The organism is Klebsiella sp. w6, assembly GCF_033100215.1.
Taxonomy (GTDB): Bacteria; Pseudomonadota; Gammaproteobacteria; order Enterobacterales; family Enterobacteriaceae; genus Klebsiella; species Klebsiella variicola.
The window spans coordinates 1,135,534-1,147,592 of sequence record NZ_CP136907.1; the positions used below are offsets into that span (position 1 = coordinate 1,135,534).

The 12,059-nt window shown below is 61.2% G+C and carries 12 protein-coding genes; 2 read left to right on the forward strand and 10 right to left on the reverse strand.

Annotated features, from left to right (window positions below; translation table 11 throughout):
• Positions 1-40: 40 nt before the first annotated feature.
• From R0140_RS05610 to speB, 8 genes are read right to left on the reverse strand one after another with little or no spacing between them, the layout of a single operon-like run.
• Complete coding sequence (locus R0140_RS05610) at positions 41-835, reverse strand: SDR family NAD(P)-dependent oxidoreductase (RefSeq protein ID WP_032731122.1); 795 nt, start codon at positions 833-835, stop codon at positions 41-43.
• A 60-nt stretch (positions 836-895) separates the two neighbouring features.
• Entirely contained in the window at positions 896-1,828 is a 933-nt protein-coding gene (locus tag R0140_RS05615; protein ID WP_008806113.1) for a 2-hydroxyacid dehydrogenase, read from the reverse strand.
• A gap of 5 nt (positions 1,829-1,833) precedes the next feature.
• A complete protein-coding gene (locus R0140_RS05620) occupies positions 1,834-2,562 on the reverse strand; it encodes a class II aldolase/adducin family protein (protein ID WP_004899997.1) in 729 nt (242 codons plus the stop codon).
• Positions 2,563-4,083: an amino acid ABC transporter permease/ATP-binding protein gene (locus R0140_RS05625; RefSeq protein WP_012967389.1), complete on the reverse strand. Its 1,521-nt coding sequence runs from the start codon at positions 4,081-4,083 to the stop codon at positions 2,563-2,565. It abuts the gene before it with no gap.
• A 30-nt stretch (positions 4,084-4,113) separates the two neighbouring features.
• Complete coding sequence (locus R0140_RS05630; protein WP_004899993.1) at positions 4,114-4,917, reverse strand: ABC transporter substrate-binding protein; 804 nt, start codon at positions 4,915-4,917, stop codon at positions 4,114-4,116.
• A gap of 19 nt (positions 4,918-4,936) precedes the next feature.
• Positions 4,937-6,004, reverse strand: a complete 1,068-nt coding sequence (locus tag R0140_RS05635; RefSeq protein WP_004145695.1) for an isopenicillin N synthase family dioxygenase — start codon at positions 6,002-6,004, stop codon at positions 4,937-4,939.
• The gene (locus R0140_RS05640) at positions 6,001-6,864 is read right to left on the reverse strand and encodes a sugar phosphate isomerase/epimerase family protein (protein WP_012540818.1); all 864 of its coding nucleotides are present in this window, start codon (positions 6,862-6,864) and stop codon (positions 6,001-6,003) included. The genes R0140_RS05635 and R0140_RS05640 overlap by 4 nt, the downstream gene beginning before the upstream one ends.
• 10 nt (positions 6,865-6,874) lie before the next feature.
• Positions 6,875-7,825: an agmatinase gene (gene speB, locus R0140_RS05645; RefSeq protein WP_004145693.1), complete on the reverse strand. Its 951-nt coding sequence runs from the start codon at positions 7,823-7,825 to the stop codon at positions 6,875-6,877.
• Between the two features lie 115 nt (positions 7,826-7,940).
• Here speB and R0140_RS05650 point away from each other — a divergent pair, with 115 nt between their 5' ends.
• Entirely contained in the window at positions 7,941-8,852 is a 912-nt protein-coding gene (locus tag R0140_RS05650; RefSeq protein WP_002914199.1) for a LysR family transcriptional regulator, read from the forward strand.
• A 195-nt stretch (positions 8,853-9,047) separates the two neighbouring features.
• Here R0140_RS05650 and R0140_RS05655 read toward each other — a convergent pair whose 3' ends face one another.
• Complete coding sequence (locus tag R0140_RS05655) at positions 9,048-9,671, reverse strand: hypothetical protein (RefSeq protein WP_012967392.1); 624 nt, start codon at positions 9,669-9,671, stop codon at positions 9,048-9,050.
• A 177-nt stretch (positions 9,672-9,848) separates the two neighbouring features.
• Positions 9,849-10,970, reverse strand: a complete 1,122-nt coding sequence (locus tag R0140_RS05660) for an FAD-dependent oxidoreductase (RefSeq protein ID WP_023298097.1) — start codon at positions 10,968-10,970, stop codon at positions 9,849-9,851.
• A 185-nt stretch (positions 10,971-11,155) separates the two neighbouring features.
• On the opposite strand from R0140_RS05660, the gene R0140_RS05665 reads away from it, so the two are divergent.
• Positions 11,156-12,055 (forward strand): LysR family transcriptional regulator, encoded by a 900-nt coding sequence (locus R0140_RS05665; protein WP_032731117.1) that lies wholly within the window; start codon positions 11,156-11,158, stop codon positions 12,053-12,055.
• Positions 12,056-12,059: the final 4 nt, after the last annotated feature.

A 12,059-nucleotide genomic window follows, 5' to 3' on the forward strand; every position in this document is an offset into this window, starting at 1 on the left:
AGGCGACAGGGGAGGGTGACTCCCCTGAATGAGGTGGGCGTCAGAGAATATCATCCACCACGCCGCCGTCGACGCGCAGTGCGGCACCGGAGGTGGCCGATGCCTGCGGCGAGCAGACGTAGACCACCATATTGGCGACCTCTTCCACCGAGGCCGCCCGCTGGATCACCGAGCTCGGACGATGGGTCATGACAAACGCTTTCGCCAGTTCCTCCAGCGACTTGCCGGTTTTCGCCACGTCGTCTTTCAGCATCTCGGCAAAGCCGTCGGAAATCGTCGGCCCCGGCAGTACGCTGTTAACGGTCACTCCGCTGCCGGCGACATATTTCGCCAGGCCGCGGGCCAGCGACAGCTGCGCGGTCTTGGTCACGCCATAATGGATCATGTCCGCCGGGATATTGCGCGCCGATTCTGAGGAGATAAACACCACCCGCCCCCAGCCTTTACTGACCATCGCCGGGAGCAGCCCCCGTGACAGGCGTACGCCGGACATGACGTTGGTCTGCCAGTAGTTGTCCCATGTCGCGTCGTCGGTGGCGTAGAAATCCTGCGGGCCATAGATCCCGGCGTTATTGACCAGAATATCGACGCCGGTCACCGCCCGCAGCAGCTGGGCTGCGCCGTCGGCGTCGCTGAGGTCGGCGATGGCGGGTCGCGCCTTCGCGCCCGACACCTCATTTTGCAGACGAGCGATGGCGGCGTTCACGCTCTGCTCGCTGCGCCCGTTAATGATGATCTCTGCGCCGCTCTCCGCCAGGCCTTTGGCGATGGCGAAGCCAATACCCGCCGTGGAGGCGGTGACCAGCGCGACTTTCCCCGCTAAATCAATCTTCATGTTCCTGCCTTCTGGTTGTGGATCTCCCATTAAGCGTAGCAGCGGCAGTATGGCTGGGGATCAGTAACCGGCGTGCTTATTGACCAGGTTCTTCAGCGGCAGCCCGCGGCGCTGGCGCTGAATGTTCTCCAGCAACTGGCGGGCGATCACCTCGGCAGGGGCCGCAGAGGCCATATGCGGGGTGATGACCACCTGCGGATGGCGCCACAGCGGATCGTCCGCCGGCAATGGCTCCTGCGGGAAGACGTCGAGCACCGCCCCGGCGAGCTGGCCGCTCTCCAGCGCCGCCAGCACATCATCATTGACCATATGCTCCCCGCGGCCGCAGTTGATCAACACCGCCCCGGCGGGTAGCCGGTTGAACAGCGGCGCGGCGAGGATACCTCGGGTCTGCGCGGTGAGCGGCAGGAGGTTAATCAGCCCGTCAAGCGACCCAAGAAAGTGGTCGAGCGCCTCCTCGCCGCGATAGCAGGTGACACCAGCCAGCTGCTTTTCACTGCGCGACCAGCCGGAGACCCGATAGCCGAGGCGGGCCAGCTGGTCAGCGATATAGCCGCCAATTTCGCCCAGACCCATAATGCCGATATGGAAGTCGGCGGCGGCGCGCTGGGGATAGAGCTTCCAGGTTTGGGTTCGCTGGTGGGCCAGCGCCCGGTCGAAATGGCGCTGAAACCACAGGACGCTCCACAGAGCATATTCGAACATGCCGTGGCGAAAATCTTCATCGATCACCCGGCACAGCGGGATCTCGCTGGCGAACAGCGCGGGCGGCAGATGATCGACCCCGGCGGACGCGGCCTGGATCAGCTTCAGCCCCGGCGAGCGGCTCAGCAGCTGCGGGTCCGGGAACCAGCAACTGGCGTACTGGGCGTCGCGTGCCGCCTGGTGATGGGGCAGAAGCGCCGTGACGTCGGGAAACTGCTGCAGGGCGGCGCAAATATCGCGGGCGAAATCCGCGTCGTTACAATCCACAACGATAGTGATATCAGACATAGGCGTTAGTCTTTGTAAGAGGTATCGAGACGGTCAAGACGGCGCAGCCACGCCTGCCAGACCTGTTGACGTTCATGCTCCACGCCCATCAGCTGCTCGCAGGCGTGCTGGCTGAGGTGCGGAGCGATGGTGTGGATCGGGCTGAGGGCCGCCAGCTGGGCGGTGGCCATCTGGATCTCGCAGGCGCGGTTCAGGTAGTACATGATATAAAAGGCGTCAGCCACGGTGCGGCCCACCGACAGCAGGCCGTGGCTCTGCAGGATCATGGCGATATTATTCCCCAGCGAGCGCTGGATGCGCGCCCGTTCGTCGAGGTCAAAGGCCACCCCTTCATAGGGATGGTAGCCGACGCGCTGGTAAAACTCGGTGCTGATCTGGTTGAGCTGCAGCAGGCCGTCCTCGCAGGCGGCCACCGCCATTCCCGGCAGCGTATGGGTGTGGATCACGCAGTGGGCATCTTCCCGGGCCATATGCACCGCGCTGTGGATGGTAAAGCCCGCCGAGTTAGCCGGTGCGTCGCCCTCTACGACCTTACCCTGCATATCCACCACGATCAGGTTGCTGGCGGTGACTTCGTCAAACATCATGCCGAAGGGATTAATTAAAAAACGCGGCTCACCGTCGCCGGGCAGGCGCACGGAGAAGTGGGTGTAGAGGGTATCCTCCCAGCCGAACAGCGCCGCCAGCCGGTAGGCGGCGGCCAACTGCTGGCGCAGGTGTTGCTCAGTTGCCATTTAGCGTACTCCCATAAATTCACGGATTCGTTGCAGAGAAGGGGCCTCCAGCGGGCTGCGGATCACCTGCGGGGCGATATCGGCCTGCACCACGCCGTTCTCCATTAGCACCACGCGGTCGGAAATCGACAGGGCGAACTCCATCTCGTGAGTGACAATCAGCATGGTCATGCCTTCGCGGGCCAGCGACTGAATGACCTTCAACACTTCGCCTACCAGCTCCGGATCCAGCGCCGAGGTTGGCTCGTCAAACAGCATAATGTCCGGCTTCAGCGCCAGCGCCCGGGCGATCGCCACGCGCTGCTGCTGGCCGCCTGAGAGCTGCCAGGGGTATTTGTGGGCATGGGCCAGCAGGCCGACGCGGTCGAGCAGCGCCAGGGCCTGCTCGCGGGCGACCGGCTGGTCAAGCAGTTGGTGATAGCGCGGGGCCAGCATCACGTTGTCGAGCACCGTGCGGTGGGGGAACAGGTTGAAGCTCTGGAAGACCATGCCGATGCGCCGCACCCCGGCGCGCATCTGGCGTTTGTCGACGATGGCTCCGCCCTTCAGATAGTCCTCGCCGTAGAGAATGATCTCCCCGCCATCAAGGCTTTCGAGGGCGTTGATGGTGCGGATCAGGGTGGTTTTGCCGGAGCCGGACGGGCCGATGATGCTGATCACCTCCCCGTTCTCCACCTGCAGATCGATGCCTTTCAGCACCTCATGCTGACCCCAGGATTTGCGGATGCCCCGCAGATCGAGCGCTGGCGGCGCGCCGTTGACGGCCGGCGTTTTGATCTCCTCCGTCAGCGCCGGCAGGCTCTGGCGCAGCGCCTGGCATTCCGCCTCGCTGAGGGTTTGCGGACGCTTGCGCTGAATATCGAGACGATTTTCCAGCGCCCGGAACAGCCAGGTGAAGACGGTAACCACCATCACGTAGTACACCGCCACCGCCAGCAGGGTCTCCATCACGAGGAAATTTTGCGCATACAAGCGCTGGCCGGTGAGCAGCAGCTCGGGTAAGGAGACCACCGACAGAATCGAGCTCAGCTTAATGATGGTGATGTATTCATTGATCAGCGTCGGCAGCGAGATGCGAAACGCCTGAGGAATAACAATCAGCCGCTGGATGCCGATAAAGCTGAAGCTCAGCGCATGGCCCGCCTCGCTCTGCCCCTTGGCCACCGACAGCAGGCCGCCGCGGTGGATCTCCGCCATATAGGCCGCTTCGGTGACGGTCATCGACACCAGCCCGGCGATAAACGGCACCCCGAGTAGCGGCTGGGTCACCGGAAACAGCTGCGGCAGGTTGTAGACAAACACCAGCAGCACCATCAGCGGCACGCTGCGAAAAAACCAGATATAGAGTTCGACGGGGATCTTGACCCAGCGCGGCGCGGAGAGCTTCGCGCAGGCTAACAGAAAACCGACCACCAGGCCGATCCCCCAGGACAAGGTGCTGACCACGATCACGGTCACGCACGCCTGCCAGAATGCTCCAATGCTAAACAGTGAAAAAAAGTATCCCCAATCGAACGCCATACCGACTCCTGTTGCGCAGTGCTTATTGTCTTAATCGATGCTTTCTAAGTTGTATTTTTTGATCAGCGCGGCATATTGGCCGTTGGCTTTCAGCGCGGCCAGGGTAGCCTTAATCGCCTCCGCCAGCTCGGTGTTGCCTTTGGCGACGTAGATCCCCAACGGCAGCGGGTAGACCAGGCGCGTAGAGCTTATCCCCAGGCGGCCGCGGCTCTTGTCGACGATGATCTGCGCCGCCGGGGCAATCTCAAGCTGGGCGCCGATGTTCTTCGACAGCAGCGCCTGCGAGGCTTCCGGCGCCGTCGGGAACTCCTGAATGGTGATGGCCGGTTTGCCGTTTTTCAGGCACCACTCATCGGAGTGTTTTTTCAGGCTGGTCACCCAGGTGGTGCCTGCCTGCAGGCCGACCTTCACGCCGCACAGCTCATCTTCGGTTTTCGGCTGCACCGCGCCGCCCTTCAGGGCGATGATCGACGCGCCGGAGAGGGCGTAAGGGATGGCGTCGGCCTGTTTCTGGCGTTCCGGCGTCACGTACATCCCGGAGATCACCGCATCATATTTCTTGCCGATGCCGAGGATCAGGCTGGTGAACTTGGTGTCGATCAGCTGCGGTTTGGCCTGCAGATGTTGGGCGATCAGCGCGGCGAAATCCGGGTCGAGACCGACGATGTTGTTATTGCTGTCATAGGACTCAAACGGCGGGTAGGTGACCTCCATCCCCACCTTAAAGACGCCCTCGGTCAGCAGTTCCGCCGCCTGGGTGACAGGGGAAAAACAGGCGCTGACGGCGAGGGTAAGCGCGACACGGCGCGAGATTTTTTTCAGGGTGCTAGTCATCATGGTTCCTCACGGGTGGTTAGGGGTTTTTTTGCTGTGCCTGTTTTTTCAAATGGCCAAAGGTATTGGTGCCGCGCGCGCGCTCCGGTAGCTGAAGTTCACCGCGATTGACCTTCTCGCGCAGGTAGCGATAGGTTTGCAGCGCCTGGCTCCACATATGCTCCCCGATGCTGAGCTCCTGATATTCACCGGCTTCGCCGGCGGCGAGGAAGGTCGGCAGCGGGCGGATCAGCGTGTGGTAATCGCAGGCGAAAAACAGCGGGAAGGAGTACCGCTCCTGCGGCACTTTGCGCACCCGGTGGGCTGTAGCAACAAATGTGCCAGCGCTGAGCACTTCCAGCATGTCGCCGATATTGATCACGAACGCCTCTTCTCCGGCGGCGTTCTTGACGGGAGGTGCATCGATCCACACGCTTTCTTCATTGAGGACTTCAAGGCCGGGCTGGTCGGCGAGCAGCAGGGTGAAGCACTCATAGTCGGTGTGTGCACCAATTCCGGGAACATCTTCGACGCTGGCGTCGAACGGGTAATGGATCAGCCGCAGCTTGGCCGGCGGGCAGGTCACCATCGGTTTGAAATACCCTTCCGGCAGGCCGAGCGCGAGGGCGAAAGCGTCGAACAGACGGTGGCCGAGGGCGAAGACTGCGTCGTAGTAGGCCAGCACCCGCGCGCGGAAATCCGGCAGATCGGGCCACTCATTGGCGCCGATCAGCGGCGTGCCGGCGAGCACCAGCGGATGGTCATCCGCTGCCTGGAAGCCGATATCGAAAGCCTCTTTATGGTCCGGCTTGCCGGAGCCGTAGATCTCTTCTCCTTCCGGAACGTAGCCCTTATGGCTTTTGGAGTGGCCGATGTAATAGTTCATCTTCTCCTCCATCGGCAGGGCGAAGATCTGCTTCGCCGCCTCGCGGACGCCGGCGATCAGCGCCGGATCGATGCCGTGGCCAGTGATGTAGAAAAAGCCCACCTCGCGCGCCGCGCGGCCGATGGCGTCGGCCACCGCCTGGCGCCTGGCGAGATCGTCGCCGGCCAGATCGCGGATATCGATGGTCGGGAGTTCAGTAAAAGCGTGCTTCACGGCGGTCATGGCTGCGGTTCCTGTTCAGTGAGCGTTAAAAACTGCTGAAAGTGGGCCTGCTGGCGCGCGGCCATCCAGGCGTTGAGCGACCAGAGGTCGGCCACCGGAACGTTGGTGAACGGCAGATGGTGCAGATAGCCGTCGGCGCCAAACTCCGGGGTCAGCGTGGTCTGCGGGTAGCCGCGCTGGCGCTGTGAATGCCAGACCTGCTGCCAGAAGCGCTCGGCAAAAGCCAGCGCCGGCTGATACTCCGGCGCCGCCGGGTGCGGCACCTGCGGCCCCTGGTCGTAGCCCACCCGGGCCTGCACGTGATGCACGCGGTCGATAAAGGCGCTGAAGTCATCGCAGGGGTCATCCAGCAGGCGCTCGCTGACCACCACCCAGTGGCTGATGTCGGCGGTAAAGCGCAACTGGGGGAGCTGCTGAATAATCTCCAGCGTGAGCCACGGGCTGTACAGCGAGGTGGCGCGATGGGTTTCAAAGCTGCAGGTCAAACCAAACCCGGCGGCCAGCTCGTGCGCCTTGCCGAGAAAATCGACCTGCTGCGCCAGCGGCCAGCGATCGTTGCCCGCCAGCAGATTGACAAAGCGCGGGTTGAGGCTGCTGGCCTCGGCGAAGCGGGTCTGCAGGCGCGCCAGATGCTGCTCCGGCGTTTCATGCTGGGCGGGAAGCACTCCGCCGCCGCTGAAAAGAATGGCGATATACTCCAGCCCCGACGCCTGCAGGCGGTCGGCGAGCTCCCGCCGTTCGGCCACCGTTAACGGCACGCGGGCTTCGATACCGCAGCAGCCGACGCGCTGCAGCTCATCCAGCGTTTGCGACCAGGGGGTGGTGACTCCCCAGAGGGTGCGAAAGCATTTCAGCTCCATGGCGGCTTCCTCAGGCGTACTTCACGCCGGGCAGGACGCAGAGCATCTCGTACAGCAGGTTGGCCGCCAGCTGGGAGGTATTACCACTCACGTCATAGGGGGGCGAGACCTCGACCAGATCGGCGCCAATCAGGTTCAGGCCGCGGCAGCCGCGGACGATCTCCAGCGCCTGAATGGAGGTCAGGCCGCCGACTTCCGGCGTCCCGGTTCCTGGAGCCCAGATGGGATCGAGGCTGTCGATATCAAAGCTGAGATACACCGGTCCGTCGCCCATCTGCTGACGGACTTCGGCCATCAGCGGCGCCAGCGAGGTATGCCAGCACTGCTCCGCCTGCACCAGGCGAAAGCCCTGGTCAACGCCCCACTGGAAGTCGCCGGCGGCGTAGCCCTGGGCGCGCTGGCCAATCTGCACCACCCGTTTGAGGTCGAGCAGTCCCTCCTCAACGGCGCGGCGGAAGGTGGTGCCGTGGGCGATTTTCTCTCCGAACATCTCATCATTGGTATCGGTATGGGCGTCGACGTGGATGAGCCCCACCGGACCATGTTTTTTGGTCAGCGCCCGCAGGATCGGCAGGGTAATGGTGTGGTCCCCGCCGAGGGTTAGCGGGATCAGCGGATAACTATTCAAACCGGTGTAGTAATCTTCGATAATTTGCACCGATTTGAGCAGGCTGTAGGTATTGATCGGCACATCGCCGATGTCGGCCACCGACAGCGAGTCGAACGGCGCGGCGCCGGTTGCCATATTGTACGGACGGATCATCACCGATTCGGCGCGAATATAGCGCGGTCCGTAGCGCGTACCTGAGCGCTGCGAGGTGCCGATATCCAGCGGAATGCCGACAAATGCCGCATCAAGTCCCTGTAAATCTTCGATAAACGGCAGGCGCATCATTGTGGCGCGGCCGGCGAAGCGTGGCATCTCATTGCCACCCTGCGGTTGGTGAAAGAGGTTATCCATGTCTGCTCCTGAATCTGACGGATGAAACGTAACAGGAGAGATAGTGCGCAACCCGCGCTGGACTTTACATCGTCTGACGTAAATACTCAGTTCATTTATTGGTGAACTAAATACGATGCATCACGACGCCAGCCTTAATATTCGACAGCTGCAGGTTTTCGAGGCGGTGGCCCGCCTGGAGAGCTATAGCCGGGCCCAGCAGGAGCTGGGCATTTCGGTCTCCGCCATCAGCAATGCCATGTCGCAGCTGGAGGGACAGCTTGGCTTCACCCTCTGCCAGCGCGGGCGCGGCGGCTTTTCCCTGACCGAGAAAGGCCAGCAGTTTTTACAGCAGGCGATCCGCGTGCTGAGCGAACTCAATGAGCTGGAGCGGCAGTCGGCGCTGCTCAAAGGGGAGCACAGCGGCACCTTGTGCATCTCGACGCTCGACTCCATCGAGACCGAAACGGCGCTCTCGCTGCCGGTGGTTCTGCGCAGCTTCAGCGACAAATTTCCCCATGTGCATATCAAACTGATTATTCGCACCCCGGCGGAGCAACTGAACGGCGTGCTGAACAACCATATCGACCTGGCCATCGGCAGCTACAACTCGCAGGTGCATAACATCATCAGCGAGCCGCTGTACCGCGAACAGCACTGGCTCTACTGCAGCGATCTGCACCCGATGTTCTTCAGCCGTCAGCTGGATAAAGAGCAGATCAGCCAGTGCCCGCTGGTGACCCGCAGCTACTGGAACACCAGCGATTTGCGCCGCCGGGGCTTCAGCAAAGGCAGCGCCACCGTCGAGACCGTCGACGCCCAGCTGCTGCTGATCCTCTCGGGGAAATATATTGGCTATCTGCCGGAGCATTACGCCTGGCCGTGGATCAAAGAGAACCGCCTGCGGGTGCTGCTGCCCAACGAGTTTGGCTTTCAGTCGCCGTTCTCGGCTATCTGTAAGCGCGGGCGCAGCAATGAGCCCTACCTGAAAGCGTTCCGCGACCTGTTGAAGAAAAACACGGTGGCGCGGCCGAAGTGGAATTACTGAGTGGGGTAGGGGCTTCCCTCCGCCGCGGTGGTGGCTCTGGCGCTCAGCGCGCAGCCCGGCGGTGGCATTTCTCCTGTTTAAAAAACGAACAGTAGCCGGTAGCCCGCCCGGGCTGCGGCTGCCAGGCAACTGCCTCCAGGTTATCCACAGGGTTAGGCGCCGCTGGTGTGGACAGGTCGCCGGGCAGCGCAGTCGTTAGCGATTCGCTTTAATGGTTTTTTCCGCAATCGCGATGGTGGAGAGTTTGTGCAGGCAGATCAGCGCCAGACAAATCCCGCAGGCAAACAGATAACTCGCCATACTCAATTTTTGCAGACGCGATAAATGATTAATTCTGTCAATCACCGCCGGGCTGGCGAGGCCTTCATACAGGAAAGGCAGCGCCGTTAAGAAGCCGCCAATAAAATAGAGCACCAGACTGATGACTTCGACAGCCTTACGGTATAACCAGAAGCGGTAACCCCATTTTTTCCATTTGAATATGCGTTTCTCATCATTGACCGAAATCAGATGCTGGCATTTACTGTAGTTATCAATATCGCTGACCGGATTTTTGCATTTCAACAATATCTTTCTTTGCGCCATGGTCAGGTTTTTATCTTTGGTCAGCGCGGCGATACCATATTCGTATGCGATCCGTTGCAGATCGGGGTCGTCACTATTTTTGTGCAGTGCGGCGGCGAATTCACTGATATTTTTGCGCGAGGTGAATATTTTATCTTTGGGAAATACCCAACCTGAACGCACGGCGACAATCTGAATAATCAACGTGATAATCGCTATCGCATATTTGAAAAACTCTGCCGAGAGAATATTCATATCCGTATATTCCTTTCCATGATGAAGGGGAAAACTGAAATATACCTTAGCCATGTGAGCGGAGAGGTGTCAAATATCACGCTGCGCGGGAAGAATATCTTCGGTGATAAGAGATTAGCGTCTGGGGAAAGGGGGAAAAATCCGCCAGCGTGGCCGGCGGAGGGGGCCGGGCAGGGCTTATATCGGCCTCGCCGTCAGGGCCATCATATCGCTGATCGCCTGCTGGCGGTTAAAATGGCGATCGCGGTGGATCTCACTCTCGCCCACCTGCAGCGAGGCGGCCCAGATCTGCTGACAGCGCGGCCGGCGGCGGGCGTCAAAGTGCGCCAGCGCGGCTGCTACGCTGTCGGTCTGCTGCAGCGCTTCGCGCAGCACGATGGCATCCTCAATCGCCATGCCCGCCCCCTGACCGAGATGCGGAGTGGTAGCGTGAACCGCGTCGCCCACCAGCACGACCCGCCCCTGATACCAGGGATCGTCGACGAACAGCTCCTCCAGCGGCTTATAGACGACCTCGTCGTTGTTAACGATATGCTCGCGCAGGCTGCCCGGTAACCCCGCGCCGGGCGGCAGACGGCGGCGCATCTCCGCCGCCAGCTGGTCGCGGGTGTAGCGGGGGTTATCCGCTTCATGGGAGGTGATAAACAGATACATCAGATCTTCCCCCAGCGGCACCAGCCCACAATTGCAGCCCTCGCCCATAAAGCACATCAGATGATCCACCTCCGGCGGCCGCGGAAAGTTGTAGCGCCACACGCCCTGGCCGGTAAAGCGAGGTTGATAGCGCTCGCCGTAGAGCATGCCGCGCACCCGGGAGTAGATCCCGTCGGCGCCGACCAGCAGATCGTAGCGCCCCTCGCCGCCGCGGCTGAAGCTCACCTCCACGGCATCATCATGCTGACGGAAGGCGTCAATGCTCTCGCCAGTGGTCAGCCTGGCCCCCAGCTCCTGCGCGGTGGAGCAGAGTACGTGGTGCAGGGCCAGGCGGGAGATACCGACGTTGGCCGGGAACTGTTCGCCCGCCAGCCGCTCGCCGGGAAAGCTGGCTAACTGCTGGCCGCTCAGGGTATGCACCGAGACGCTGTCAAACGGCCAGGCGGCGTCCAGATAGCGTTCCAGCACGCCAAGCCGCTGCATTTCGCGCACAACATTGTTCTGCTGAATGATACCGACGCCGTAGACCCGCCACTGCGGCTGGATCTCCACCACATCGACGGCGACACCGGCCTGGCGGAGAGCGATGGCGGTGCATAATCCGCCGATGCCGCCGCCAACGATTAATGCGTTATGGATATTCATCGTAGGTGTTTTCTCAAGGGGACAGAGAGCAGGACGTTAACCAACGGAGCGGCACGCTGACTAATCGCGATAAAGAATGATCGCTATCGCAAAAAACAATATCGCCGTGGAAATTGAAAACAAAAAGTTGCAGAAAAGTTAAATTAAGCCACAGGATAAGCACGCCATTTCTCGCCGGGGGACCCATGCGTTATCAACATCTTGACCTGAACTTACTGGTGGCACTGGATGTGTTACTGGATGAACAGAACATTACGCGCGCGGCGGGCCGGTTGCATATGACCCAGTCTGCCACCAGCGGGGTACTCAACCGGCTGCGCACCTACTTTGAGGACGACCTGCTCACCCAGGTGGGCAGAAAGATGCGGCCCACGCCGCTGGCGGAAGAGCTGCGGGAGCCGGTTCGCGACGTGCTGATGAAAATTCAGACCTCTATTGCCCGCCGGCCGGTGGATGAGCCGGCAACCAGCAAGCGCCATTTTCGCATTATGGCCTCGGATTACGTGATCAACGTGATGTTGAAGGATGCGCTGCAGGCGGTACATCAGGAAGCGCCGAGTATGACCTTTGAGTTTTTCTCGCCTGACGCCCAGTCCACCGGCATGCTCAACCGCGGCGAGCTGGATATCATCGTGGCGCCGGAACGTTTTATGGCCGCCGACCATCCTGCCGAAGCGCTGTTTGACGAAGAGTTTGTCTGCCTGGCCTGGGCGGACAATCCCCACACCGGCGAGATGCTGACCCTCGACGCCTGGCAACAGCTGGGGCATGTGTCGGTGGTCTTTGGCCGTGAGCGGCAGCCGGGGCTGGAGGGCAATCTGTTTGCCGAGTCGGGGCTAAGTCGTCGTATCGAGGTGGTGACTCACAGCTACCATTGCGTTCCGCAGCTGCTGCTCGGCACTTCGCGGATCGCCACGCTGCACCGGCGGTTGGCGGAGCAGTACGCGGCGATGCTGCCGCTGCGTCTTTTCCCGGTCCCGGTGACCCTGCCGATGATGCGCGAATTTATCGGCTGGCACCGCTCGCTGGATAACGATCCTATCTTCGGCTGGCTGAAGGCAAAAATCGTCGCCAGCGCACGCTAACCCA